This is a genomic window from Pseudomonas sp. LABIM340 (assembly GCF_040017195.2).
Lineage (GTDB): Bacteria > Pseudomonadota > Gammaproteobacteria > Pseudomonadales > Pseudomonadaceae > Pseudomonas.
The window spans coordinates 4,698,757-4,722,551 of record NZ_CM200227.1 but is presented as its reverse complement, the minus strand read 5'-3'; the positions used below and the strand labels follow the sequence as shown (position 1 = coordinate 4,722,551).

Genomic DNA, 23,795 nt, shown 5'->3' with positions numbered 1-23,795 from the left:
CCCCGTGCTAGGCTCCAGTCAGTCTCCCTGGTTGGACCCCTTCATGCCTCTTCCCACGCCTGTGCCTGTGGATTTCCAGCGCGTCCTGCAACTCTGGCAGCTCGTCCCCGAGGGTGAGCCGATCATCACTCCCAGCAGCCATCTGCTGCCGGTCCGCTGGATGGGACGGGCTGCGATGATCAAGCGCGCACTGGATGTCGACGAGCAGGGCGGCGGGCTGGTGATGAACTGGTGGTGTGGCGAGGGCGCTGCGCAGGTCTTTGCCTACGATGGCGACACGATCCTGATGGAGCGTGCCGAGGGCAGCCGTTCCTTGATGCACATGGCGCTCCACGGTGAGGACGACCAGGCCAGCCGCATTGCCTGCGACACGGTGCGCCGCTTGCACTGGCCGCGCGATACGCCGGCGCCGGAGCTGCTCGACCTGCGCCAGTGGTTCCGCGATCTCGCGCCGGCGGCCACGCGCTACGGCGGCCTGTTCCCGCGCTGCCTGGAAACCGCTGAGGCGCTGCTGGCCAGCGAGCATGACCAGCGCGTGCTGCACGGCGATATCCATCACGACAACATCCTCGACTTCGGCGAGCGCGGCTGGCTGGCCATCGACCCCAAGCGGCTCTACGGCGAGCGCCTGTTCGACTATGCCAACCTGCTGTGCAATCCGGACCTGCCGACCTCCCGCGAGCGTATGCGCTTCCTGCGTCAGCTCGACGTGATCGTCGAACACGCACGCGTCGACCGGCGCCGCCTGCTGGAGTGGGTGCTGGCTTTCGCCGGCCTCTCTGCTGCCTGGTTCCTCGACGATGGCATGGCCGCCGACAGCGACCTGAGCGTGGCGCATCTGGCCGCCGCCGAGCTGGACCGCATGGCATGCTGCGCCTGAACCGAGCCCTGTTGCAGGCGCATCCGCGACTGATCAGCTCCGTCGTCATGGGTGTGCTGGTGGGGCTGGCGTGCTACCCGTTTGCGCCCATGACCCGTGTGCTGCTGGGCTGGAACTGCATGGCCTGGCTCTACGTGCTGCTGATCGGTTGGCTGGCCCTGCGCGCTGCGCCCGCAGAAGTGCGCCGGCTGGCCGAGATCGAGGACGAGAATGCCGAGGCAGTGCTGGTGCTGGTCACCGTTGCCGCCGTGGCCAGCCTAGTCGCCATCGTCGTCGAGCTGGCCACCGCCGGGCACGCCAACGGCAGTGAGAAGATCGTCCGCTACGTCTTCACCGCCAGCACGGTGCTGGGGTCCTGGTTCCTCATCGGCACCATCTTCACCATGCACTACGCCCGGCAGTTCTACTCGGCCGACGCGGCGGAGCCGGTGCTGCGCTTCCCCGAGGGAGAGAAGAACCCGGACTACTGGGACTTCCTCTACTTCTCCTTCACCCTCAGCGTGGCGGTACAGACCTCTGACGTGGAGGTCGCTTCACGTGCGATGCGCAAGGTGGTGCTGGCGCACTCGGTGATCGGCTTCCTGTTCAACACCGCGATCCTCGGGTTGGCGATAAACATGGGCGCGGGGCTGATCGGCTAGCGCGGCTGATCAGGGCAGCAGCGACTCGACGGCCAGCCTTAGCGCCAGCACGACGAAGGCGAGGGTGAAGCTCCAGCGGATCAGCGTCATCACCGCCGGACGCCCGATCACATAGTCGCGCACCCAGGACGCCAGCAGTCCGTAGCCGATGAACACGATGAAGGTCATCAGCGCGAACACCAGGCCGAGCATCAGGAACAGCCCGCGCGCGTCCTCGCTGCCGGCTGGCACGAATTGCGGCAGGAAGGCCAGGAAGAACAGCCCGAGCTTGGGGTTGAGCAGGTTCAGCCAGAGCCCGGTGCCCACCAGTCGCGGGGTGCTGCGCGGGCTGCTGGCCGAATCCAGCGCCAGGGCGCCGCTGCCGCGAAACACCTGCCAGGCGATGAACAGCAGGTAGGCCGTGCCCAGCAGCCGGATGATCTGGAAGCTGGCCGCGCTGGCCTGCAGGATCACCGACAGGCCGAAAGTGGCGAGCAGCAGTTGAGGCACCATGCCCAGTGTGCAGCCCAGCGCCGCCAGGGTGGCTGCGCGGGCGCCAAGGCCAAGACCGACGGCCAGGGTATAGAGCACGCCGGTGCCGGGCAGCAAAACGACGACGAACGCCGTCAGCAGGAATTCTGCGTTCATTCCCGTGGGTTTCCTGTGTGGAAGAAGTGAGGGTGGGGCGATCAGGGCGTTGGCGGCTGCCTGAACGTTGAGCGCCATTGCCCCGGTGTCAGTCCGAGCTGGCGGGCGAAGGCGCGGGTCATGTGCGACTGGTCGGCGAAGCCGGCGAGCTGGGCGGCGTCGGCCAGCGTGCGGCCTTCGCCGATGGCCTTGTGGGCCTGTCTTACACGGTACTGCAGGAGGTAGGCGTGGGGCGTGGTACCCAGTTCGCGGCGGAAGCGACGTAGCGCCGCGAAGGGTGTCAGCCCGGCAATGCCGGCCAGCTCCACCAGCGCGGGGGCATTGCGCGGGTCGTCGTGAATCCGTTCGAGCATGCGTGCCACACTGCGGGACGGCAGGGTCGCCACGCTCGTGTCGAGGCGCTGGTCGAGCAGCTCGCCGAACAGGTCGAGCACGCCTTCGCTGGCTTCCTCCGCACAGGCGCCCGGCAGATGTTGCAGCAGACTGGCAATGCGCTGGGCGAGTTGTCGGTCGGCGAGGGCGGGTACGGTGAACTCGCGTCCGGCCATTTCCCCGCCGGCCAGTTCTGCCAACAGTGTCGGCTCCACGTAGAGCATCCACCAGCGCCGCGGCGCACCGCGCAGGGGGATGCCGTCGTGCAGTTCATTGGGGCTCACGGTGATGATGTCGCACGGCCCGGCTTCGACCTGGCCGCGGCCACTCCAGGAGCGGTGCCCGCCTTCGAGCATCACGCCGATGCCGTACTCGTCGTGGGCGTGGCGCGGGAAGCTGCGCTGCGTGAGGATCTCGACGATGCGCAGGCCGGGCAGGGCGGCGGCGGTGCAGTTCACTCGGTGCAGCATTGGGTCAGGCCTGCGGGCGCGGAGGGTGATAGGCAGAGTAGCCCCTGGCACAGGGTCGATCTTGAATGAAATTGACTTTCTTGGCGCCGGGAGCTTTCGGCGCGCGGTCTCGCCCTCACCCCAGCCCTCTCCCAGGGGGAGAGGGGGCGTTCGGCAGGGATGCGGGCATCGGAGTCAGCTGGGTATGGAGGTGCAGGAAGAGCGCAGGAGTGGCGCTTGGCAGCGGACTGCTCCCTCTCCCTCCGGGAGAGGCTTGGGGGCTCCTCAGAAGAACGGCCGCGAGGCCTTGAACATGAACGCCGAGTCGCAATACGCGTTGTGCCCGGAGTAGGCGCTGCAGTCGCCACCGGTCAGGCTGCTGCCGCTGTAGGAGAAGTTCAGGTCGATGCCGTTCCAGGGGCGGCTGAAGTTCACCGACCAGTCGCCGAATTCGCCGACGCTGCCACCACTGTTCAGGCTCACGGGGGCGGCGAGGTTGTAGGTGGAATACTTGAAGGTCACGTCGAAGCCGAGGTCAGGCTGTACGCCAAGGTCGGTGAACAGCGTGGTGGTGCTGCGCCCGGCCTGGGCGCTGTAGGCCGCGCCGAGACGGCTGCCGAACACCGAGAGGCCGCCGTACAGAGCCTGGCTGTCGTAGTCGGGCTGTTCCGGCCGGCTGTAGCGCAGGGTGCCCACTTCATAGCCCAGCTTGCCGTCGCCCAGCGGGTGCTTGAAGCCGGCGTAGCTGTCGATCTCCAGCGGCTTTTCCTGCTCGATGTTCGAGGTCCAGCTGCCGACGTACCAACCGCTGTCGTGGGTGATGTCGAGGCCGCCCTGGGCGCTGTTGGCCTGGCCCGGCTGGACCAGCCCCTGGGCCATGCTGCGCGTAGGTGAATTGGCGAACTTGAGTTCGAAATCGCCCAGGTTGCGCTGCATCACCTGAGCACTGGCGTACGGCGCCACGCACAACACGCAGGCCGCGATGAGAATGGACTTGTACATGTTGCCCCCTTCTTGCGGGTGCGACCCTTCCAAGGCCTCTTGCGAGCCTTCGCTCTGCGTCGCACGGGTAAAAGGGTAAAGGCATTCGACGTGCCCGTGTCGACCGGTGGTCCATTAATCGACCTGCCGGGTACCGTTCGACCGGTCTGGCGAGGCGGTTTCCCATCGTTCGCAGAGGTTGCCGCTGTCATCGCTAGCTGCTACATCTTCAAGCTCGTGCGCGACCATCGATCGATAAGGAGAATCCCATGGCCATCACTTCCGTTCCCTCCGCCGACGGGCAGGAGCTCACCATAGTGGTCCAGGGACGTTTCGATTTCGGCGCGCACCAGGAATTCCGCAACGCCTACGAACGCGTCGAGACCACGCCCAAGCGCTACGTGGTGGACCTGAAGGGCGCCACCTACCTCGACAGTTCGGCGCTGGGCATGCTCCTGCTGCTGCGCGACCACGCCGGCGGCGAGAGCGCGCAGATCAGCCTGGCGCATTGCAATCCGGACGTGCGCAAGGTGCTGTCCATCTCCAACTTCGAGCAGCTGTTCAAGATCAGCTGACCCGGCGCGCTCTGCAGTGGCAACGGCCATGTCCGAACTCCTCACCGTCCTGATCGCCGACGACAACGCCGCCGATCGCCTGTTGCTGTCGACCATCGTCAGCCGCCAGGGACATCGTGTGATCACCGCCGCCAACGGGCTGGAAGCGCTCGCGCTGTTCGCCCAGGAGCGCCCGCAGCTGGTGCTGATGGATGCGCTGATGCCGGTGATGGACGGCTTCGAAGCGGCGCGGCGGATTCGCCGGCAGGCTGGCGAGGAGCTGGTGCCGATCATCTTCCTCACTTCGCTGAGCGAGCCCGAGGCGTTGGTGCAGAGCCTGGAGGCGGGCGGCGATGACTTCCTATCCAAGCCCTACAACCGCGTCATCCTCGAAGCCAAGATCCGCGCCATGGGGCGCCTGCATCACCTGCAGCGGATGGTGCTGGAGCAGCGCGACCTGATCGCCCGGCACAACGAGCACCTGCTCAACGAGCAGCGGGTGGCCAAGGCGGTGTTCGACAAGGTGGCGCACTCTGGGTGCCTGAACGCGGCGAACATCCGCTACCTGCAATCACCCTTCGCGCTGTTCAACGGCGACCTGCTGCTGGCGGCGTTCAAGCCCTCCGGCGGCATGCACGTGCTGCTCGGCGACTTCACCGGCCACGGCTTGCCGGCGGCCATTGGCGCCATGCCGTTGGCCGAGGTGTTCTACGGCATGACAGCCAAGGGCTACCCGATGGCGGACATCCTTCGCGAGATGAACGCCAAGCTCAAACGCATTCTCCCGGTGGGCGTGTTCTGCTGCGCCGCGGTGCTCAATCTGAGTTTCCAGCGCGGCCTGGTGGAGGTGTGGAACGGCGGCCTGCCCAACGGCTACCTGCACCGCCACGACAGCGGCGAACTGCAGCCGCTGGTGTCGCGGCACCTGCCGCTGGGCATTCTCGACCCTTCGGCCTTCAGTGACCATTTCGAGGTCTACGCGATGGAGGAGGGCGACCGTGTGTTCCTCTTCTCCGATGGCGTGCTGGAAGCGCGCAATGCCACGGGCGAAGCCTTCGGCGAGGAGCGCCTGCACCAGGTGTTCGGCGAGGGCCTTGCGCCGTCGCGCCTGTTCGACGGCATCCAGGCGGCGGTGGCGCGGTTTCGCGGCGAAGCCCAGGACGACGTCAGCATGCTGGAGATCGCGCTGGTCCCCGAAGGCTCGCTGCAGCGCCCGCCGCTGGCGTTCTCCGACAACGGCCTGAGCAGCCCGCTGGACTGGTCCGCCAGCTTCGAATTCCGCGCGCCGACCCTGCGCAATTTCAACCCCTTGCCCTTCCTGTTGCAGCTGCTGATGGAGGTGCAAGACCTGCGCCCGCGCGGTGGTGCGCTCTACACCGTGCTCGCCGAGCTGTACTCCAACGCCCTGGAGCACGGCGTGATGGGTCTGGACTCCTCGCTCAAGTGCGATGCCGCCGGTTTCGCCCGCTATTACCAGGAGCGCAGCAAGCGCCTGGTCGCCCTGCGCGACGGTTTCGTGCGCTTCCATCTCGACCTCGCCCCTCACGGCGATGGGGGGCGCCTGCTGGTGCGGGTGGAAGACAGCGGCGACGGTTTCGACGTGGGCGCGGTGCTGGCTTCGCAGAGGGCTGCCGGCAGCCTCTGCGGGCGCGGCCTGACGCTGGTCCGGCAGCTGTCTGACCGCTGTCAGTGGTCGGGCGACGGCAAGGCGGTCTCCGTGGAGTTCTTCTGGTCGGCTCAGGCATAATCGGGGCCTTCTTGTCCCCCTGACGGGTGGCGAGCCGTCTTTCAGGGAGTGCCCAATGTCCGAGCCGCATCTCGATGGCGCCGTGCTGAGCAATTTGCTGTCGATCATGGAAGACGAGTATCCGCTCCTGGTGGAAACCTTCCTCAGCGACTCCGAGGAGCGCCTGCGCAGCATCCGCGAGGCATCCGCCGCCAGCGATGCGCCGGCCCTGCGCCACGCTGCGCACAGCTTCAAGGGCAGTTGCGGCAACATGGGCGCCTCGGTACTGAGCAGCCTGTGCAAGCGACTCGAGGAGGCCGCGCGGCAGAACGACCTGTCCGGCGCGCAAGGCCTGATCGGCAAGGTCGAGCATGAATTCTCCATCGTCCGCACCCTGCTGTTGCCCGGTCGCCCCTGACCTTTTCCGAGTTGGCCCGCGCCTTGCTATCTCCGTGTTGGATATTCACATCAACGGAGAACTCCGATGGCTGTCGCCCCGGATATTTTATTGACGTCGACGCCTGACACCCGGCCCAAGGCGGCGCTCTCCAAGTCTGCGCAAAGTTCGTCGAACAGCAGCAGCGACAAGGGTTCCAGCTTTGCGGATGTCTACGCCAAGGAGCAGCGGCCAGCCGCCAGCGAGCGCGCCGACAAACCGGTAAAGGCGAAGAACGACAAGCCGCGGGACAGTGCCGACAAGGACACCGCGAGCAAGGACTCCACCGCACCGGCTGCCGCTGACCAGCCAAAGGTTGCCGAGGACGGCAAGGCCTTGCCGGCCGATGGCGCCAGCAAGGCGGACGAGAAGGTAGCGGATACCGAGACCAGTCCCGACGCGACCCTCGACCCGCTGCTGATGCTCGGCATGACCGGCCAACTGCCGGAGCCCGAAGCGCCGCCGCTGGTGGTCAGCACCGGCACCAGCCAGCTCACCGATGCCAGCAGCGATGGCGATCTGCAGAAGCTCAACGAGATTCCGGGGGTAAACCTGACGCTCGCCGTGGGCGCTGAAGACCAGGTGCAGCAGACTCAGCTCACCGGCCACCTTGCGGCCAAGGCGGGGGACAAGTCACTGGATGCCAGCGGCAAGAACGATCTGTCCGCCGCCCTCGCTGCACTGAGCCCGGATGCGGCAGCCAAGGGCGCCGAAGGCAAGCTTGCCGAGGGCGCGCTGAAGGATGGCGTCGACCTGACCCAGCAACTGGCAGACGTGCAGGCAGACGCCAAGCCGGAGATGCCGCGCAACGAGGCCTTTGCCGCACGCCTGGAGTCGCTGACGCAGGCGCTGAACACGCCGCAGGCCATGACCAGTCGCCCGGTGAACCCGCTGGTGCCGGGGCAGGCGGTGTCCGTGCAGCAGAACGGCTGGACTGATCAGGTGGTGGACCGGGTGATGTGGATGTCCTCGCAGAACCTCAAGTCGGCCGAGATCCAGATGGACCCGGCCAACCTCGGCCGCCTGGAAGTGCGCATCCACATGACCGGCGACCAGACCCAGGTGAACTTCGTCAGCGCCAACGCCAACGTCCGCGAAGCGCTGGACAGCCAGCAGCATCGCCTGCGCGAGATGTTCAACCAGCAGGGCATGCAACTGGACGTGAACGTTTCCGACCAGTCCGCCCGTGGCTGGCAGCAACAGCAGCAGGGCGACGGCCGTGGCAGCTCGCGGAGCGTGGCGGGTAGTGGCAGCGGTGACGATGAGCCGATGCTCAGTGGCGTGTCCGAGATCCGCCCGCAGACGGCGGCGCAGGGCAGGGGACTGGTGGATTACTACGCGTGATCCCCGCGGGCTTCATGGGGCGTAGAACGGACAGCGTTTTACGTCCCATACCCCGATAAGCTGGCATCGACTGAAATTTCTCTTCGCTCCCCGTGACATCCTCCGTCTAGCCTGTAATATCCGCGGCGTCGCCAGTAGGACTCTTCCAAACTGGCACAGCCCTTGCTGCTACCCCGGTATCAGCGCTTCGCGCCGCAAAAGTGACGGATTATTGGCATGGCCAAGAAAGAACAGACGCCTTCTCTCCCCGATGGCCAGGCGCCCGGCAAGGGCAAGCTGAAGCTCATCATCATCATCGTGCTGGCTTTCCTGCTGGCGGTGGGTGCGTCGGTGGGCGGTACCTGGTTCTTCCTGCACAAGAGCGCCAAGCCCGACGAAGCCGAAGCCAAGACCGCGGAACACGCCGAGCCGACGAAGAAGCAGGCGGTCTACGAGATTCTCGCGCCGTCCTTCGTGGTCAACTTCAACCAGAACGGCCGCCAGCGCTATCTTCAGGTAGCCGTTGCCCTGATGGGCCGCGACCAGGCGCAGATGGATGCCCTGCGCGAGCAGATGCCGCTGGTGCGCAACCAGCTGGTGATGCTGTTCTCCAGCCAGAATTTCGACAATCTGGTGACTCCGGTCGGCAAGGAGATGCTTCGTCAGCAGGCCACGTCCAGTCTTCAGGAACTGGCGAAGAAGGCGACCGGTCAGTTGACCGTGGAGCAAGTGCTTTTCACCAACTTCGTATTGCAGTAGGTACCCGCCATGGCCATGCAGGATCTACTTTCCCAGGACGAGATCGACGCGCTGTTGCACGGCGTCGACGACGGCCTGGTGGAAACCGAGTCCGACGTCGAGCCGGGGGCGATCAAGTCCTACGACCTGACCAGTCAGGACCGTATCGTCCGGGGTCGCATGCCGACCCTGGAGATGATCAACGAGCGATTCGCCCGTTATACCCGCATCAGCATGTTCAACCTGCTGCGCCGCTCGGCGGATGTCGCCGTGGGCGGCGTACAGGTGATGAAGTTCGGCGAGTACGTGCACTCGCTGTACGTACCCACCAGCCTCAACCTGGTGAAGATGAAGCCGCTGCGCGGAACCGCGCTGTTCATCCTCGACGCCAAGCTGGTGTTCAAGCTGGTGGACAACTTCTTCGGCGGTGACGGTCGTCACGCCAAGATCGAGGGCCGCGAGTTCACCCCCACCGAGCTGCGGGTGGTGCGTATGGTCATCGAGCAGGCCTTCGTCGATCTCGCCGAGGCCTGGCACGCGGTGATGCCGATCAACTTCGAGTACGTGAACTCCGAGGTGAACCCGGCGATGGCCAACATCGTCAGCCCCAGCGAAGTGGTGGTGGTCTCCACCTTCCACATCGAACTGGACGGCGGCGGCGGCGACCTGCACATCACCCTGCCGTACGCGATGATCGAGCCGATCCGCGAGATGCTCGATGCCGGCTTCCAGTCCGACGTGGACGATCAGGACGAGCGCTGGATCAATGCCCTGCGCGAAGACATCCTCGACGTCAGCGTGCCGGTGGGCGCCACCGTCGTGCGCCGCCAGCTCAAGCTGCGCGACATCCTGCACATGCAGCCGGGCGACGTGATCCCGGTGGAGCTGCCCGAATACATGATCATGCGCGCCAACGGCGTGCCTTCCTTCAAGGTCAAGCTGGGTTCGCACAAGGGCAACCTGGCCTTGCAGATTCTCGATCCCCTCGAGCGCTTGCGCTGAGCGGATCCCACGAGGACCCACCATGTCTGATGAAGAAAACGTGACTCCCGAAGAACAGGCGCTGGCCGATGAGTGGGCCGCGGCCCTTTCCGAATCCGGTGATGCCAACCAGGACGACATCGACGCGATGATGGCCGGCGCCGCGGCTCCGGCCGTGCCCGCTGCACCGCGCGCACCGATGGAAGAGTTCGGCATGGCGCCCAAGACGCCGATGATCGCCGGGCTGGAAGGCCCCAACCTGGATGTGATCCTGGATATTCCGGTGACCATTTCCATGGAGGTCGGCCACACCGACATCAACATCCGCAACCTGCTGCAGCTCAACCAGGGCTCGGTGATCGAACTCGATCGCCTGGCCGGCGAGCCGCTGGACGTGCTGGTCAACGGCACCCTGATCGCCCATGGCGAAGTGGTGGTGGTGAACGAGAAGTTCGGCATCCGCCTCACCGACGTGATCAGCCCCAGCGAACGCATCAAGAAGCTGCGCTGACATGGGCCGCCTGCTCGCGAATCCCCGTTTGCTCTCCAGCGTAGGCGCCCTGCCGCTGCTGGGGCTGTCCCTCTTCGCCCTGGGCGAGGAGGCCAAGGTACCGGCATCCAATCCGGCCATCGTCCACGCCAGCTCCACGCCAAGCATCATCACCGGCAGCGCCGGCGCGCAATTGATGCAGTTGCTGCTGGGCCTGGTGCTGGTGGTCGGCCTGATCTTCCTGCTGGCCTGGCTGGTGCGTCGCGTGCAGCAGGTCGTGCCGCGCGGCAACCAGGCGATCCGCCTGATTTCCAGTCAGTCCCTCGGCCCGCGTGATCGGCTGGTGCTGGTGCAGGTGGGCGAGGAGCAGGTGCTGCTGGGCCTGACGCCCGGTCGCATCACCCCGCTGCACGTCATGCGCCAGCCGGTGCATGCCGCCGAATCGGAGCCGGCGCAGCCGGAATTCGCCCAGCGCCTGCTGGAATTGCTGAACAAGGACAAGGGCCGCCCGCAGTGACCCGTTCGCTGAACCTCTCCGTGCTGATCGGTGCGCTCAAGTCAGTCGCGCCGCTGCTCCTGGGCCTGCTGGCGCTGATGGCGCCGCAGGCCTTCGCCGCCGATCCGACGCAGCTGACGGCGATCACCGTGACCACCAATCCGCAGGGGCAGCAGGAATACTCGGTCAGCCTGCAGATCCTGCTGATCATGACCGCGCTGAGCTTCATTCCGGCGTTCGTCATGCTGATGACCAGCTTCACCCGGATCATCATCGTCTTCTCCATCCTGCGTCAGGCGCTGGGCCTGCAGAGCACGCCGTCGAACCAGGTGCTGATCGGCCTGGCGATGTTCCTCACCCTGTTCGTCATGGCGCCGGTGTTCGACAAGATCAACACGACTGCGCTGCAGCCTTACCTGAGCGAGCAGATCCCCGCGCAGGAAGCACTTACTCGCGCGGAAGTGCCGCTCAAGGCCTTCATGCTGGCGCAGACTCGGCAATCGGACCTGGAGCTGTTCGTGCGGCTGTCCAAGCGCACCGACATCGCCAGCGCCGACGCCACGCCCCTGACCATCCTGGTGCCGGCGTTCGTCACTTCGGAGTTGAAGACTGCCTTCCAGATCGGTTTCATGATCTTCATTCCGTTCCTGATCATCGACCTGGTGGTGTCCAGCGTCCTGATGGCGATGGGCATGATGATGCTCTCGCCGCTGATCATCTCGTTGCCGTTCAAGATCATGCTGTTCGTCCTGGTGGACGGCTGGGCATTGATCATCGGCACGCTCGCCGGCAGTTTCGGGACGGTCTAGCGATGAACCCCTCTGCTGAACGACAGGAGCAGCCATGACCCCCGAAGTCGCCGTCGACCTGTTCCGTGAAGCGCTCTGGCTGACCGCCGTGATGGTCGGCATCCTGGTGCTGCCCAGCCTGCTGGTGGGCCTGATCGTGGCGATGTTCCAGGCCGCCACGCAGATCAACGAGCAGACCCTGAGCTTCCTGCCGCGCCTGCTGGTGGTGCTGCTCACCCTCATCGTGCTGGGCCCCTGGCTGCTGCGGCAGCTGATGGAATACACCCAGTCGCTGATCACCAGCATCCCGACGCTGATCGGCTGATGCTCGAGCTCAGCAACGCGCAGATCGGCGGCTGGATCGGGGCCTTCCTGTTCCCGCTGTTCCGCATCGCCGCGATGTTGATGGTGATGCCGATCATCGGCACCCAACTGGTGCCGACGCGCGTGCGCCTGTACCTGGCCGTGGCCATCGCGGTAGCGCTGACGCCCAACCTGCCACCGATGCCGCAGGTGGATGCGCTGAGCCTCAAGGCGATGGTCTACATCGCCCAGGAAATCCTCGTTGGCGCCATGCTCGGCTTTGTCCTGCAGCTGATGTTCCACGCCTTCGTCATTTCCGGGCAGATCATCTCGATGCAGATGGGCCTGGGCTTCGCGTCCATGGTCGATCCCACCAACGGCATCTCGGTACCGGTGCTGGGGCAGTTCTTCACCATGCTGGTGACCCTGCTGTTCCTCTCCATGAACGGCCACCTGGTGGTCTTCGAGGTGCTGGCGGAAAGCTTCACCACGCTGCCGGTGGGCGAGGGGCTGTCGAGCAACCATTTCATCACGGTGGCCGGCAAGCTCGGCTGGGTCCTGGGCGCAGGCCTGATGATCGCCTTACCGGCGATCACCGCGCTGCTGGTGGTCAACCTGGCATTCGGCGCGATGACCCGCGCGGCGCCGCAGCTGAACATCTTCTCGATCGGATTCCCGCTCACCCTGATCATGGGCTTCGTCATTGTCTGGATTGGCAGTGCCGAGATTCTCACCCAGTACCAGGCGCTGGCCAGTGAAGGCCTGCGCCTGCTTCGCGAACTCGTGGGGGCCCGCTGATGGCCGAGAACGACAGTAGCGAAGACAAGACAGAGGAACCTACCGAGAAACGGCGCCGCGACGCGCGCGAGAAGGGCCAGCTCCCTCGGTCCAAGGAGCTGAATACCCTGGCCGTGCTCCTGGCCGGCGCCGGGGCCTTGCTGATGTTCGGCGCCAGCCTGGCCGATGCGCTGATGCGCCTGATGCGCGGCAGTTTCGAGCTGGACCGCGCCACGGTGATGAACAGCGAGAGCATGCTCAACCTGCTGATCGCCGGCGGCAAGATCGGCGCCGATGCGATCTGGCCGATCCTCGCGGTGCTGCTGATCGCGGCGCTGGTCGGCCCGGTTGCGCTGGGCGGCTGGCTGTTCTCCGCCGAGGCGCTGGCGCCCAAGTTCAGCCGGATGAACCCGCTGGCCGGGCTCAAGCGCATGTTCTCGCTGCGCTCGCTGACCGAGTTGCTGAAGGCCCTGGCCAAGTTCGTGCTGGTGCTGATCGTGGCGGTCCTGGTGCTCAAGTCCGACCAGGACGACCTGCTGGCCATCTCCCACGAGCCGCTGGAACAGGCGATGGTGCACAGCGCCCGGATTGTCGGCTGGAGCGCCTTCTGGCTGGCCTGCAGCATCATCTTCATCGCCGCCGCGGACGTGCCCTTCCAGCTCTGGGACAACCGCAAGAAGCTGATGATGACCAAGCAGGAGGTCAAGGACGAGTACAAGGACTCCGAGGGCAAGCCGGAGGTCAAGGCCAAGGTTCGCCAGATGCAGCGCGAGATGGCCAACCGGCGGATGATGCAGGCGGTGCCCGAAGCCGACGTCATCATCACCAACCCGACGCACTTCGCCGTGGCCCTGAAATACGACGCGGAGAAGGGCGGGGCGCCCAGGCTGCTGGCCAAGGGCAACGACTTCATGGCGCTGAAGATTCGCGAGATCGCCCAGGAGCACAAGGTCACGGTGCTCGAATCGCCGGCGCTGGCGCGGGCGGTCTACTACTCCACCGAACTCGACCACGAGATTCCCGCCGGCCTTTACCTCGCCGTGGCCCAGGTGCTGGCCTACGTCTACCAGCTCAAGCAGTACCGCTCCGGCAAGGGCAAGCGCCCGGGGCCGATGCCGGACCTGCCGATCCCGCCGGACCTGCGCCGGGACGAGTGACCCGCAGGCGCCGCCCGTGCAGTAGGATGGTCGGCCTGCGTCCGGCGTCGAAGGCTCCGGGCGGCCTGTTCAGCCAAGGAAACGTTTCATGCTTCGGGATTCCTTCGCCGGCCTGCGCTTCGCGTTCTGGCTCTTGCTCTGCCTCTTCACCTGCGTCCAGCCCGTCTGGGCCGACGCGCCCGCCGATGGCGGCGTGCTGCTGCCGCTGAGCGAGCGTGTGGTGGACGTCACCGGCACCCTCGACCCGGCCACCAAGGCGCGCCTGATCGACAAGCTCAAGGCTCTGGAGGACCAGCGTGGTGCGCAGATCACCGTGGTGATGCTGCCGACGGTGGGCAAGATGGGCATTGAGGCCTTCTCCAACAAGCTGTTCGACCTCTGGAAGCTCGGCCGCAAGGGCGTGGACGACGGTGTGCTGGTGGTGGTGGCGAAGGACGATCACCTGATGCGCATCGAGGTCGGCTATGGCCTGGAAGGCGCGATTCCCGACGTGCTGGCCGGGCGCATCATCCGCGAGCGCATGGCGCCGGCCTTCCGCGAGGGCGATTACGCGGGCGGTATCGATTCGGCGGTGGATGCGCTGATCCTGCTGGTCGATGGCGAGGTGCTGCCGGAGCTCGCCCCCGAACCCTTGCGCTTGCCGCTGGAAGCCTGGCTGTTGCTGGCGTCCTTCGTGGCCGGTGGCGTGGGTGGCGTGCTGCTTGCCGCACGGCGGATGGGCTGGCGCGGCGCACTGGCGTTTTGCGCGGTGGTGGTCGTGCTGGTGGCCATATTGTCCGGCGGCAAGGATGCCCTGGGAGTGGTTGCCGTCACGCCGATCTGCCTGCTGGTTGGCGGCGCTACCTTCGGTGCGCTGTGGACGGCTCGGGTGGTGTTCTACGGCGTGCTGGGGCTGATTGCCTACTGCATCCTGCTCGGTTTCCTGACGCCGCGCTTCGGCGGCCTGCTCTGGGTCTATGCGCTGGCTGCTCCGCTGGCGGTGCTGATGGTCATCGGCCTCTGGTGGCTGCTGATCTCGATGATGCGCGACGTCTGGCGCAGACCTCGCAAGGGGCGCAAAGGGCGCAAGAGCGCCAAGGCGCCGGCCGGGCACAAGGCCTTCTACTGGCGCCTGGCGATAATCTTCGGCCTGTACCTGCTGATCGGTTTCTTCGCCGGTGCTCCGACGACTCCGCTGAACTGGCTGCTGGTGCTGCCCTTCATGTGCCTGCCGGGGCTGGTGGTGTTCGCGGCAGGGCAGGGCGGTGCGGGTGGTGGCTCGGGTTCGGGCGGCGGTTCATCCAGCGGGTCGTCCGGCGGCAGTTCGGGCGGTGGCGGGTTCTCCGGCGGTGGCGGTTCCAGTGGCGGCGGCGGTGCGTCGGGAAGCTGGTGACGGCATAATCCCTCGACGCTCCGGGCTGCCAAGCCCACACCTTCAGGGAAAGAAGGCATGACCCTCTGGATTCGTTGCGCACTGTATCTCCTCCTCCTGCTCGGCGCGGCTGGCGTGCGGGCAGAGATCCCGACTGACGCTGCCCGTCCCGCACAGGACGTGCTGGTTGCTGTACCCGATGAAGCTGATGCCGATGGCGAGCCTGCCCGAACCTTCGCGGTGCCGGAGCTGAAGAGCCCGGTCACCGACCTTACCGGCACCCTGGGCAGCGAGTGGATCGCTGCGATGAAACAGCGGCTGCTGGCGCTGCAGCAGCGCAAGGGCTCGCAGATCGCCATCCTGATGTTGCCCAGCACCGGCGAGGACAGCATCGAGCAGTTCGCCACCCGTGTCTTTGAACAATGGCGCCTGGGCCGGCAGGGCGTGGACGACGGTGTGCTGGTGCTGGTGGCGAAGGAGGACCGGACCATGCGCATCGAGGTCGGTTACGGCCTGGAAGGGGCGATTCCTGACGTAGTCGCCGGGCGCATCATCCGGGAAGAGATGGTTCCGGCTTTCCGTAGTGGCGACTTCGCCGGTGGCATCGAGAATGCGGTGACTGTGCTGGAGCGACTGATCGACGGCGAGACGCTGCCGGACGAGCGCCGCAGTGGCGGTCTGACCTGGGAGGGCTGGCTGCTGCTGATCGGACTGGTCGGCGGTGGTGTGGCCGGTGTCGTACTACGTCGCCGCTGGCTGGGTGTGAAGGTCGTGCTGCCAACGCTGGCCGTGGCAACCGTGCTGATGGCCGTCAGCGCGGGGCTGAGAAGCCTGCCGATGCTGCTCATGGCCATTCCCTTCAGCATGCTCTTCGGCGCCGGCATCGGTGCGTTGGCGGCGGGCTCGCGCCTGTCGGCCGGGATAGTCGGCGGCATCATCGGCTATCTGGTGGCGTTGATGGTCTGTGCCAAGTACTTCGACGGCGGCGATGTGGCGCTCTATGGCCTGGCCTTGCCCATTGGCGGCTGCATTGGCGTGGTGTTGCTCTGCCTGCCATTCGTTCTCGCGTACAAGACCTGGCGGCGCAGCCGTGTGGAATTCGCCATCCGTCTGGCGGTAGCGCTGCTCATCGCCGGCGCGGTGATCCACGTGTTCGGTGTCCTGCAGCAGCCCTGGGCATTCCCCGATTCGCTCGCGCTGATCCCCATGCTGTTCTTTCCGCTGCTGTTCGCCTTCGTCCCCGGCGGCTCGGGTTCCGGCGGCTCCGGGGGCTCCAGCAGTGGCGGTGGTTCGTCGTCCAGCGGCAGCAGCAGCTACTCCGGTGGCGGTGGCTCCAGCGGCGGGGGCGGCGCCTCCGGGAGCTGGTAACCGGCCTAAAGACAGGGGAACCTTTGCCCGGAGATCGCCGGTCGAACCTTCGAGGCGCTGACCGGGAAAGGACGATGAGCGAAGCGGGACACTTCAGGATGCTGGCGATGGCGGTGGGCGTCGGTCTGTGCGGCGCCTGCGCGCCCGATACACCGGTGACGCAGTACCGCCTGCAGGTCTGCGGCACCCAGCACGAGGCGCAGGTGACCGATCGCTGGTGGGGCTCGCTGTATGTCGCCCAGCTCAGCGGCGACAACCAGCTGGTGGTTGGCGTGCCTCTGGCAGTGCAGGGAGAGGGCGGCCACCCGGCGACGCTCACCGCGCAGTTCCACCTGACCACTGCGCGGGACCAGTTGCGCCTCGATCCTTCGAAGCTTTCCGGCCGCTACGCCATAGGCCCCCAGCGCGAGGCTCGGGCGAAGCTGGGCGAGGGCGCGGCGGTGCTGTTCCAGGAGGTGCCCGAGGATGCCTTGCGCGCCAGCCATGGCGAGCTGGTGATCGACCGCGTGGAGATCGTCCGCAGCGAGGACGACACCGAGTACGGCGTGATGTCCGGCCACTACCGATTCGAGGCGCGCAGCGACGCCAACCAGTCCACCTGCGCGGTGGCGGGCAGCTTCAAGGACGGTACTTTCAAACTGGTGAAAGACAGTTCCTGAAACCGTTTCGAAGAAGTTGGAACGCTTCCTGCAAAACCCTGTGCGGATGCCCGGTTGGGCGTCAAAAGTTTGATCCGGTGGCCGGCTCGGTCACCAACGCGCAGGGGAAATTCGGGTGGATCGTACGCAACTGATCGGCACTGTTCGCAGCAATCTGGTAGGGCTCAGCCGGGGCAACCTCGGCGTGCCGCTGCTGTTGCTCGCCATGCTGGCGATGATGACCCTGCCCATCCCGCCGTTCCTGCTGGACGTGCTGTTCACCTTCAACATCGCCCTGTCCATCGTGGTCCTGCTGGTCAGCGTGTACGCCCTGCGCCCGCTGGACTTCGCCGTGTTCCCGACGATCCTGCTGGTCGCCACGCTTTTGCGCCTGGCGCTGAACGTCGCGTCCACCCGCGTCGTGCTGTTGCACGGCCACGATGGCCACGCGGCTGCGGGCAAGGTGATCCAGGCCTTCGGCGAGGTGGTGATCGGCGGCAACTACGTCGTCGGTATCGTGGTCTTCGCGATCCTCATGATCATCAACTTCGTGGTGGTCACCAAGGGTGCCGGGCGTATCTCCGAGGTGAGCGCGCGTTTCACCCTCGACGCCATGCCCGGCAAGCAGATGGCCATCGACGCCGACCTCAACGCCGGCCTGATCGAGCAGGCGGAAGCCAAGAAGCGCCGCGCCGAAGTGGCCCAGGAAGCCGACTTCTACGGCTCGATGGACGGTGCCAGCAAGTTCGTCCGCGGTGACGCCGTCGCCGGCCTGCTGATCCTCTTCATCAACCTCATCGGTGGCGTGGCCATCGGCATGATCCAGCACTCGATGAGCTTCGGCGACGCCGGCAAGGTCTACGCCCTGCTTACCATCGGTGACGGCCTGGTGGCGCAGCTGCCTTCGCTGCTGCTGTCCACCGCCGCCGCGATCATGGTGACCCGTGTCTCCAGCTCCGAAGACATGGGCCAGCAGGTCAACCGCCAGATGTTCGCCTCGCCCAAGGCGTTGGCGATCTCTGCCGCCATCCTGATCGCCATGGGCCTGGTCCCCGGCATGCCGCACGTCTCCTTCGTCGGCCTGGGCGCTCTGGCCGCTGGTGGCGCGTACCTGATCTGGCATCGCCAGCGCCAGGCCAGCCAGAAGGCCGAGCAGGAAGCCCAGACCCAGCAGGAACTGCTGCCCGCCCAGCGCGCCGAGCAGACCAAGGAACTGGGCTGGGACGACGTGACCCCAGTGGACATGGTCGGCCTGGAAGTGGGCTACCGCCTGATTCCGCTGGTCGATCGTAACCAGGGCGGCCAGCTGCTGGCGCGGATCAAGGGCGTGCGCAAGAAGCTGTCCCAGGACCTGGGCTTCCTGATGCCGTCGGTGCATATCCGCGACAACCTCGACCTGCTGCCCAACGCCTATCGTTTGACGCTCATGGGCGTCAGTGTGGCGGAAGCCGAGATCTACCCGGATCGCGACCTGGCGATCAACCCCGGCCAGGTGTTCGGCACCCTCAACGGCATCGCCGGCAAGGACCCGGCCTTCGGCCTGGAAGCCGTCTGGATCGAGGCCTCGCAGCGTGATCAGGCGCAATCGCTGGGCTACACCGTGGTCGATGCCAGCACCGTGGTCGCCACCCACCTGAACCAGGTGCTGCACAAGCACGCCCACGAGCTGCTGGGCCACGAGGAAGTCCAGCAACTGATGCAGCTGCTGGCCAAGACTTCGCCCAAGCTCGCCGAAGAGCTGGTGCCGGGAATGATTTCCCTGTCGACGCTGCTCAAGGTGCTTCAGGCGCTGCTGCAGGAACAGGTGCCGGTACGTGACATCCGTACCATCGCCGAGGCCATCGCCAACGTGGCGGTGAAGAGTCAAGATCCCGCCGCGATGGTGGCGGCGGTTCGTGTGGCACTGTCCCGTGCAATCGTGCAAACCATTGTGGGACTAGAGCCGGAGCTGCCTGTGATCACTCTGGAGCCCAGGTTGGAACAGATATTGCTCAATAGTCTTCAGAAGGCCGGACAGGGCTCCGAAGAAGGCATGTTGCTGGAACCCGGAATGGCCGAAAAGCTGCAACGCTCGATGGTTGAAGCGGCGCAGCGTCAGGAGATGCTCGGCAAGCCGGCGATTCTGCTGGTGGCAGGTCCCATCCGCGCGATGATGTCGCGATTCGCCCGGATGGCGGTTCCCACCATGAATGTGCTGGCTTACCAGGAAATCCCCGACAACAAACAAGTCACGATCGTTGCCACTGTTGGGCAGAATTGATTGAGGTCGCAGGCCATGCAGGTAAAACGCTTCTTCGCCGCTGATATGCGTCAGGCCATGAAACTGGTCCGTGACGAGCTGGGCCCGGACGCCTCGATCATCGGCAATCGCCGTGTCGCGGGTGGCGTAGAGCTGACCGCGGCGCTGGATTACCAGGCCCCGGTGGCGGCCAGCAAGCCGAACCCGGCGCTGGAAGCCGAGCTGCGCAAGACCCAGGCGAAGATCGCCCAGGCCAAGGCTGACCTGTCGGCTCCGACCCGCGCCAGCGATAGCGTGCGCGGCGACCGTCAAATGTACGGCACCGAGAAGCCGCGTCGCAGCGCCGCCGAAACCCTGGCCGCCGCCATGGATGCACCGGTTGCCCCGGCGGCGCCCACTGTCGGCCAGCAGGCGCTGGAAGCCATGCGCTTCGAGCTCAACGGCCTGCGCGAGCTGATCGAAGTGCAGCTGGGCTCCATCGCCTGGAACCAGCTGCAGAACCAGCGTCCGAAACAAGCCGGCCTGTGGCGTCGCCTGCAACGCATGGGGCTGCCGGCCGACCTGTCGCGCAACCTGCTGGAGCGCGTGGCTTCCATCGCCGATCCGAAGCAGGCCTGGCGCATGCTGCTGGCGCACCTGGCGCGCTCGATCAATACCCCGGAAATCGACCTGCTGGAGCAGGGCGGTGTGATCGCCCTGGTTGGCCCGGCCGGCATGGGCAAGACCACCACCCTGGCCAAGCTGGCCGCCCGCTACGTACTGAAGTACGGCGCGCAGAGCATCGCGCTGGTGTCCATGGACAGCTTCCGCATCGGTGCGCAGGAGCAGATCAAGACGCTGGGCCGCATTCTCAATGTGCCGGTGACCCTGGTCGATCCGGGCCAGTCGCTGATCCAGGCCATGGCACCGCTGGCGCGCAAGCGTCTGGTGCTGATCGATACCGCCGGCCTGCCCGCCAACGATCCGGCGCTGCGCATGCAGCTCGAAGCGCTGTCGTCGCTGAGCCTGAACGTGAAGAATTACCTCGTGCTGGCCGCGACCAGCCAGAGCCAGGTACTCAAGTCCGCCTGGCAGAACTATCGTTCCTGTGGGCTGGCCGGGTGCATCCTGACCAAACTGGACGAAGCGGGAAGCCTCGGCGAAGCTCTGGCTCTGGCTATCAGCCAGCATCTACCGGTAGCCTATCTGGCTGACGGGCCGAAGATCCCGGACGATCTGCATGTGGCACGCGCGCACCAACTGGTCAGCCGCGCGGTGAGCCTGCAATCGCCCGAAGAGCCTTGCGAGGATGCCATGGCGGACATGTTCGCCGGCCTTTACCAACAGCCGGTGCGTCGCGCCAGCTGAAGATTGTGAGCCCCGGGTGGGGCGTGGGGTGGCCGGTTGAGCCGCCCAAGCGATGCGGATGCTCTGCAAGACGATCCGCGAGCGCCGGAGGCGGTAGAGCACTGCAGCCGGATTAGCCGAAACGCCGATGCGTGACGGTCGAACGACGAGACAAGGTATTGATATGGGTATGCATCCCGTTCAGGTAATCGCAGTCACCGGCGGCAAGGGTGGCGTGGGCAAGACCAACGTGTCGGTGAATCTGTCGCTGGCGCTGGCCGATCTCGGCCGCCGCGTCATGCTGCTGGATGCCGACCTGGGCCTGGCCAACGTCGACGTGCTGCTGGGGCTGTCGCCCAAGCGCACGCTGGCCGACGTCATCGAAGGCGAATGCGACCTGCGTGACGTGATCCTCCAGGGACCCGGCGGCATCCGCATCGTCCCGGCGGCCTCGGGCACCCAGAGCATGGTGCACCTCACGCCGATGCAGCACGCCGGCCTGATCCAGGCATTCAGCGACATCAGCGACAACATCGACGTGCTGGTGGTGGACACCGCCGCCGGCATTGGCGACTCGGTGGTGAGCTTCGTCCGTGCCGCCCAGGAAGTGCTGCTGGTCGTTTGTGATGAACCCACGTCCATCACCGATGCCTACGCTTTGATCAAGCTGCTCAACCGCGACTACGGCATGACCCGTTTCCGCGTGCTGGCGAACATGGCCCACAGCCCTCAGGAGGGCCGCAACCTGTTCGCCAAGCTGACCAAGGTCACCGACCGCTTCCTGGACGTGGCGCTGCAGTACGTCGGCGCCATTCCCTACGACGAGTCGGTGCGCAAGGCCGTGCAGAAGCAGCGTTCGGTGTATGAGGCGTTCCCGCGCAGCAAGGCTTCCCTGGCCTTCCGTGCGGTGGCGCAGAAGGTCGACAGCTGGCCGCTGCCGGCCAACCCAAGAGGGCACCTGGAGTTCTTCGTCGAGCGCCTGGTGCAACATCCCACGGGTTCGGCCGTATGACCGCGGCCTCCGGAGCGCGTATGTACAGCAAGGCACAGGCGCACAACTCCCAGGAACTGCTGATCCAGAAACACGCCCCGCTGGTGAAGCGCATCGCCTACCACCTGCTCGGCCGTCTGCCGGCCAGCGTGCAGGTGGAGGACCTGATGCAGGCCGGCATGATCGGCCTGCTGGAGGCCGCGAAGAAATACGATCAGGGCAAGGGCGCGAGCTTCGAAACCTACGCCGGCATCCGTATCCGCGGCGCCATGCTCGACGAGGTGCGCAAGGGCGATTGGGCCCCGCGTTCGGTCCACCGCAACACCCGCATGGTCAGCGACGCCATCCGCACCGTCGAAGCGCGCACCGGACGTGACGCTAAAGATCAGGAGGTTGCTGCCGAACTCAATATGAGCCTCGAAGATTATTACGGCATCCTCAGCGACACCCAGGGCAGCCGTCTGTACAGCTTCGATGACATGTTGCAGGACGGCGACCAGGGCGGCGGCTTTGCCGAAGACGCCTCGCACCACGACAACGAGCCGTCCCACGGCCTGGAAGACGAACGCTTCCAGGCGGCCCTGGCCGACGCCATCACCAAGCTGCCCGAGCGCGAGCGACTGGTGCTGGCGCTGTACTACGACGAGGAACTCAACCTCAAGGAGATCGGCGAAGTGCTGGGCGTCAGCGAGTCCCGCGTCAGCCAGCTGCACAGCCAGTGCGCCGCGCGCCTGCGTTCGCGACTGGCGGAGTGGCGCGCTCGCTGAGCATCGGGTAGTTTCGCGTCGGCTGCTTCTGAGAGGCGGTGCTGAAGGGATTTTCCTTAGGCAAGTTATAGGCTTACGAATTTTTGGGTGACGTTCCTTTGACGCGCCCACAGCAAAGAGCGCACGACGCTCGATGAATTGACGGCACGCCCGCCAGGGCGCGTTTGGTATCGATGGAGGCAGGTTTGGACAAGAACATGAAAATTCTCATCGTGGACGACTTTTCCACGATGAGGCGCATCATCAAGAACCTCCTGCGGGACCTGGGGTTCACCAACACCGCAGAAGCCGACGACGGCACCACTGCGCTGCCGATGCTGCACAGCGGCAACTTCGACTTCCTCGTTACCGACTGGAACATGCCCGGCATGACCGGCATCGACCTGCTGCGTGCGGTCCGCGCCGACGAGCGTCTGAAGCACCTGCCGGTACTGATGGTCACCGCTGAAGCCAAGCGCGACCAGATCATCGAAGCGGCCCAGGCCGGGGTCAACGGCTATGTGGTCAAGCCTTTCACCGCTCAGGTGTTGAAAGAAAAGATCGAGAAGATTTTCGAGCGGGTCGGCAGCTGAGGCTGACCAAGAGGGCGTCATGGATTTCAACGAATCCGCGGGTGACTTCGAGTCGACCCTGAAAAAACACGCGCGCGAATTGGTCGACTGCCTCGAGCAGGGCGACGTACAGACCGCCGTGCAGCTGATCTCCGAGCTCAACCAGGCGCGTGATCGCGGGCTCTACCAAGAGGTAGGCAAGCTTACCCGCGAGCTGCACAACGCCATCGTCAACTTCCAGATCGATCCCAGCTCCCCGCGCGCCCAGGAAGTCTCGCAGATTGCCGACGCGACTGATCGCCTGTCCTACGTGGTGACGATGACCGAGAAAGCGGCCAATCGGACCATGGACCTGGTGGAAGAGTGCACCCCGGTGGTCATGCACATCGAGACCCAGGCCAAGGAGCTGCAGGAAGACTGGTCGCGTTTCATGCGTCGCGAGCTGGGCCCCGAGGCCTTCCGTGACCTGGCCAAGCGTGTCGAGCAGTTCCTCTACATCAGCGCCCAGGACAGCCGCAAGCTCTCCGCGCACCTGAACGACATCCTGCTCGCGCAGGACTTCCAGGACCTTACCGGGCAAGTGATCAAGCGCGTCACCAAGCTGGTGACCGAGGTCGAGTCGAACCTGGTGAAGCTGGTCTGGATGGCGGGGCAGGTCGATCGCTACGCCGGCATCGAGCATGACCACGAGAGCATGCGCGACGCGGTGGAAAAAGAAAGATCGTCCAAGGGTGAAGGTCCGCAGATTGCTGCCGATACAAGAAAGGACGTCGTATCCGGTCAGGACGATGTCGATGACCTGTTGTCCAGCCTTGGTTTTTAAGCGTCCGCTGACGCTGTAGAGG

At 65.5% G+C, this 23,795-nt stretch carries 26 protein-coding genes; 23 read left to right on the top strand and 3 right to left on the bottom strand.

Translation table 11 applies throughout. From position 1 onward, the window contains the following. Positions 1–43 precede the first annotated feature (43 nt). Both ABKS89_RS21585 and ABKS89_RS21580 read left to right on the top strand, forming a co-directional pair. Positions 44–880: an aminoglycoside phosphotransferase family protein gene (locus ABKS89_RS21585; RefSeq protein ID WP_348587022.1), complete on the top strand. Its 837-nt coding sequence runs from the start codon at positions 44–46 to the stop codon at positions 878–880. Then, positions 868–1,521 carry a DUF1345 domain-containing protein gene (locus tag ABKS89_RS21580; protein WP_138215087.1) on the top strand — a complete coding sequence of 218 codons (654 nt, stop codon included), beginning with the start codon at positions 868–870 and terminating at the stop codon, positions 1,519–1,521. Before ABKS89_RS21585 ends, ABKS89_RS21580 begins: the two co-directional genes overlap by 13 nt. Before the next feature lie 9 nt (positions 1,522–1,530). Here the strand turns inward: ABKS89_RS21580 and ABKS89_RS21575 are convergent, their stop codons facing one another. The 3 genes from ABKS89_RS21575 to ABKS89_RS21565 all read right to left on the bottom strand — a co-directional run bounded on the left by ABKS89_RS21575 (position 1,531) and on the right by ABKS89_RS21565 (position 3,971). Beyond that, positions 1,531–2,148: a LysE family translocator gene (locus ABKS89_RS21575; RefSeq protein WP_348587020.1), complete on the bottom strand. Its 618-nt coding sequence runs from the start codon at positions 2,146–2,148 to the stop codon at positions 1,531–1,533. A 41-nt stretch (positions 2,149–2,189) separates the two neighbouring features. Further along, entirely contained in the window at positions 2,190–2,990 is an 801-nt protein-coding gene (locus ABKS89_RS21570; RefSeq protein WP_348587018.1) for a helix-turn-helix transcriptional regulator, read from the bottom strand. A 264-nt stretch (positions 2,991–3,254) separates the two neighbouring features. Continuing rightward, positions 3,255–3,971 (bottom strand): TorF family putative porin, encoded by a 717-nt coding sequence (locus ABKS89_RS21565; protein WP_348587017.1) that lies wholly within the window; start codon positions 3,969–3,971, stop codon positions 3,255–3,257. 248 nt (positions 3,972–4,219) lie between these two features. Between ABKS89_RS21565 and ABKS89_RS21560 the strand changes: the two genes are divergently transcribed. The 21 genes from ABKS89_RS21560 to ABKS89_RS21460 all read left to right on the top strand — a co-directional run bounded on the left by ABKS89_RS21560 (position 4,220) and on the right by ABKS89_RS21460 (position 23,773). Then, on the top strand, positions 4,220–4,525 hold the full coding sequence (locus ABKS89_RS21560; RefSeq protein WP_081519284.1) for an STAS domain-containing protein: 306 nt from the start codon (positions 4,220–4,222) through the stop codon (positions 4,523–4,525). Between the two features lie 28 nt (positions 4,526–4,553). Further along, a complete protein-coding gene (locus ABKS89_RS21555; protein WP_138215083.1) occupies positions 4,554–6,251 on the top strand; it encodes an ATP-binding SpoIIE family protein phosphatase in 1,698 nt (565 codons plus the stop codon). 55 nt (positions 6,252–6,306) lie between these two features. Next, positions 6,307–6,648 carry an Hpt domain-containing protein gene (locus ABKS89_RS21550; RefSeq protein ID WP_138215082.1) on the top strand — a complete coding sequence of 114 codons (342 nt, stop codon included), beginning with the start codon at positions 6,307–6,309 and terminating at the stop codon, positions 6,646–6,648. A 66-nt stretch (positions 6,649–6,714) separates the two neighbouring features. After that, complete coding sequence (locus tag ABKS89_RS21545) at positions 6,715–8,010, top strand: flagellar hook-length control protein FliK (protein WP_348587015.1); 1,296 nt, start codon at positions 6,715–6,717, stop codon at positions 8,008–8,010. Positions 8,011–8,226: 216 nt separating this feature from the next. Beyond that, positions 8,227–8,748, top strand: a complete 522-nt coding sequence (fliL, locus tag ABKS89_RS21540) for a flagellar basal body-associated protein FliL (RefSeq protein WP_348587014.1) — start codon at positions 8,227–8,229, stop codon at positions 8,746–8,748. Positions 8,749–8,757: 9 nt separating this feature from the next. Further along, the gene (gene fliM / locus ABKS89_RS21535; RefSeq protein ID WP_045212074.1) at positions 8,758–9,729 is read left to right on the top strand and encodes a flagellar motor switch protein FliM; all 972 of its coding nucleotides are present in this window, start codon (positions 8,758–8,760) and stop codon (positions 9,727–9,729) included. A 22-nt stretch (positions 9,730–9,751) separates the two neighbouring features. Further along, complete coding sequence (gene fliN / locus ABKS89_RS21530) at positions 9,752–10,219, top strand: flagellar motor switch protein FliN (RefSeq protein WP_138215080.1); 468 nt, start codon at positions 9,752–9,754, stop codon at positions 10,217–10,219. Position 10,220: 1 nt separating this feature from the next. Continuing rightward, on the top strand, positions 10,221–10,715 hold the full coding sequence (fliO, locus tag ABKS89_RS21525; protein WP_348587012.1) for a flagellar biosynthetic protein FliO: 495 nt from the start codon (positions 10,221–10,223) through the stop codon (positions 10,713–10,715). Positions 10,716–10,792: 77 nt separating this feature from the next. Continuing rightward, positions 10,793–11,503, top strand: a complete 711-nt coding sequence (gene fliP, locus ABKS89_RS21520; RefSeq protein WP_225594669.1) for a flagellar type III secretion system pore protein FliP — start codon at positions 10,793–10,795, stop codon at positions 11,501–11,503. A gap of 34 nt (positions 11,504–11,537) precedes the next feature. Then, positions 11,538–11,807: a flagellar biosynthesis protein FliQ gene (gene fliQ / locus ABKS89_RS21515; RefSeq protein WP_045212070.1), complete on the top strand. Its 270-nt coding sequence runs from the start codon at positions 11,538–11,540 to the stop codon at positions 11,805–11,807. Next, entirely contained in the window at positions 11,807–12,583 is a 777-nt protein-coding gene (fliR, locus tag ABKS89_RS21510) for a flagellar biosynthetic protein FliR (protein WP_192290998.1), read from the top strand. The genes fliQ and fliR overlap by 1 nt, the downstream gene beginning before the upstream one ends. Next, positions 12,583–13,719: a flagellar biosynthesis protein FlhB gene (gene flhB / locus ABKS89_RS21505; RefSeq protein ID WP_138215076.1), complete on the top strand. Its 1,137-nt coding sequence runs from the start codon at positions 12,583–12,585 to the stop codon at positions 13,717–13,719. The genes fliR and flhB overlap by 1 nt, the downstream gene beginning before the upstream one ends. Before the next feature lie 88 nt (positions 13,720–13,807). Then, complete coding sequence (locus tag ABKS89_RS21500) at positions 13,808–15,091, top strand: TPM domain-containing protein (protein WP_348587010.1); 1,284 nt, start codon at positions 13,808–13,810, stop codon at positions 15,089–15,091. A gap of 57 nt (positions 15,092–15,148) precedes the next feature. Continuing rightward, positions 15,149–16,438: a TPM domain-containing protein gene (locus ABKS89_RS21495; RefSeq protein ID WP_348587008.1), complete on the top strand. Its 1,290-nt coding sequence runs from the start codon at positions 15,149–15,151 to the stop codon at positions 16,436–16,438. Between the two features lie 74 nt (positions 16,439–16,512). Further along, positions 16,513–17,097 carry a hypothetical protein gene (locus ABKS89_RS21490; protein ID WP_348587007.1) on the top strand — a complete coding sequence of 195 codons (585 nt, stop codon included), beginning with the start codon at positions 16,513–16,515 and terminating at the stop codon, positions 17,095–17,097. Positions 17,098–17,212: 115 nt separating this feature from the next. Beyond that, a complete protein-coding gene (gene flhA, locus ABKS89_RS21485; RefSeq protein WP_138215072.1) occupies positions 17,213–19,336 on the top strand; it encodes a flagellar biosynthesis protein FlhA in 2,124 nt (707 codons plus the stop codon). A gap of 15 nt (positions 19,337–19,351) precedes the next feature. Then, on the top strand, positions 19,352–20,662 hold the full coding sequence (flhF, locus tag ABKS89_RS21480) for a flagellar biosynthesis GTPase FlhF (protein WP_348587005.1): 1,311 nt from the start codon (positions 19,352–19,354) through the stop codon (positions 20,660–20,662). 163 nt (positions 20,663–20,825) lie between these two features. Continuing rightward, positions 20,826–21,653, top strand: coding sequence for a flagellar synthesis regulator FleN (gene fleN, locus ABKS89_RS21475; protein WP_017520297.1), 828 nt, complete (start codon positions 20,826–20,828; stop codon positions 21,651–21,653). Further along, on the top strand, positions 21,650–22,399 hold the full coding sequence (fliA, locus tag ABKS89_RS21470) for an RNA polymerase sigma factor FliA (RefSeq protein WP_184594480.1): 750 nt from the start codon (positions 21,650–21,652) through the stop codon (positions 22,397–22,399). Before fleN ends, fliA begins: the two co-directional genes overlap by 4 nt. A gap of 197 nt (positions 22,400–22,596) precedes the next feature. After that, positions 22,597–22,971, top strand: coding sequence for a chemotaxis response regulator CheY (locus ABKS89_RS21465; protein ID WP_085988857.1), 375 nt, complete (start codon positions 22,597–22,599; stop codon positions 22,969–22,971). Between the two features lie 19 nt (positions 22,972–22,990). Further along, a complete protein-coding gene (locus tag ABKS89_RS21460) occupies positions 22,991–23,773 on the top strand; it encodes a protein phosphatase CheZ (protein ID WP_045212054.1) in 783 nt (260 codons plus the stop codon). Positions 23,774–23,795 lie beyond the last annotated feature (22 nt).

What these genes read in the sequence shown, in the direction of transcription:
- ABKS89_RS21585 (WP_348587022.1), top strand. Translation starts at nt 44, where the DNA reads ATGCCTCTTCCCACGCCTGTGCCTGTGGATTTCCAGCGCGTCCTGCAA.
- ABKS89_RS21580 (WP_138215087.1), top strand. Translation starts at nt 868, where the DNA reads ATGCTGCGCCTGAACCGAGCCCTGTTGCAGGCGCATCCGCGACTGATC.
- ABKS89_RS21575 (WP_348587020.1), bottom strand. Translation starts at nt 2,148, where the DNA reads ATGAACGCAGAATTCCTGCTGACGGCGTTCGTCGTCGTTTTGCTGCCC.
- ABKS89_RS21570 (WP_348587018.1), bottom strand. Translation starts at nt 2,990, where the DNA reads ATGCTGCACCGAGTGAACTGCACCGCCGCCGCCCTGCCCGGCCTGCGC.
- ABKS89_RS21565 (WP_348587017.1), bottom strand. Translation starts at nt 3,971, where the DNA reads ATGTACAAGTCCATTCTCATCGCGGCCTGCGTGTTGTGCGTGGCGCCG.
- ABKS89_RS21560 (WP_081519284.1), top strand. Translation starts at nt 4,220, where the DNA reads ATGGCCATCACTTCCGTTCCCTCCGCCGACGGGCAGGAGCTCACCATA.
- ABKS89_RS21555 (WP_138215083.1), top strand. Translation starts at nt 4,554, where the DNA reads ATGTCCGAACTCCTCACCGTCCTGATCGCCGACGACAACGCCGCCGAT.
- ABKS89_RS21550 (WP_138215082.1), top strand. Translation starts at nt 6,307, where the DNA reads ATGTCCGAGCCGCATCTCGATGGCGCCGTGCTGAGCAATTTGCTGTCG.
- ABKS89_RS21545 (WP_348587015.1), top strand. Translation starts at nt 6,715, where the DNA reads ATGGCTGTCGCCCCGGATATTTTATTGACGTCGACGCCTGACACCCGG.
- fliL (WP_348587014.1), top strand. Translation starts at nt 8,227, where the DNA reads ATGGCCAAGAAAGAACAGACGCCTTCTCTCCCCGATGGCCAGGCGCCC.
- fliM (WP_045212074.1), top strand. Translation starts at nt 8,758, where the DNA reads ATGGCCATGCAGGATCTACTTTCCCAGGACGAGATCGACGCGCTGTTG.
- fliN (WP_138215080.1), top strand. Translation starts at nt 9,752, where the DNA reads ATGTCTGATGAAGAAAACGTGACTCCCGAAGAACAGGCGCTGGCCGAT.
- fliO (WP_348587012.1), top strand. Translation starts at nt 10,221, where the DNA reads ATGGGCCGCCTGCTCGCGAATCCCCGTTTGCTCTCCAGCGTAGGCGCC.
- fliP (WP_225594669.1), top strand. Translation starts at nt 10,793, where the DNA reads ATGGCGCCGCAGGCCTTCGCCGCCGATCCGACGCAGCTGACGGCGATC.
- fliQ (WP_045212070.1), top strand. Translation starts at nt 11,538, where the DNA reads ATGACCCCCGAAGTCGCCGTCGACCTGTTCCGTGAAGCGCTCTGGCTG.
- fliR (WP_192290998.1), top strand. Translation starts at nt 11,807, where the DNA reads ATGCTCGAGCTCAGCAACGCGCAGATCGGCGGCTGGATCGGGGCCTTC.
- flhB (WP_138215076.1), top strand. Translation starts at nt 12,583, where the DNA reads ATGGCCGAGAACGACAGTAGCGAAGACAAGACAGAGGAACCTACCGAG.
- ABKS89_RS21500 (WP_348587010.1), top strand. Translation starts at nt 13,808, where the DNA reads ATGCTTCGGGATTCCTTCGCCGGCCTGCGCTTCGCGTTCTGGCTCTTG.
- ABKS89_RS21495 (WP_348587008.1), top strand. Translation starts at nt 15,149, where the DNA reads ATGACCCTCTGGATTCGTTGCGCACTGTATCTCCTCCTCCTGCTCGGC.
- ABKS89_RS21490 (WP_348587007.1), top strand. Translation starts at nt 16,513, where the DNA reads ATGAGCGAAGCGGGACACTTCAGGATGCTGGCGATGGCGGTGGGCGTC.
- flhF (WP_348587005.1), top strand. Translation starts at nt 19,352, where the DNA reads ATGCAGGTAAAACGCTTCTTCGCCGCTGATATGCGTCAGGCCATGAAA.
- fleN (WP_017520297.1), top strand. Translation starts at nt 20,826, where the DNA reads ATGGGTATGCATCCCGTTCAGGTAATCGCAGTCACCGGCGGCAAGGGT.
- fliA (WP_184594480.1), top strand. Translation starts at nt 21,650, where the DNA reads ATGACCGCGGCCTCCGGAGCGCGTATGTACAGCAAGGCACAGGCGCAC.
- ABKS89_RS21465 (WP_085988857.1), top strand. Translation starts at nt 22,597, where the DNA reads ATGAAAATTCTCATCGTGGACGACTTTTCCACGATGAGGCGCATCATC.
- ABKS89_RS21460 (WP_045212054.1), top strand. Translation starts at nt 22,991, where the DNA reads ATGGATTTCAACGAATCCGCGGGTGACTTCGAGTCGACCCTGAAAAAA.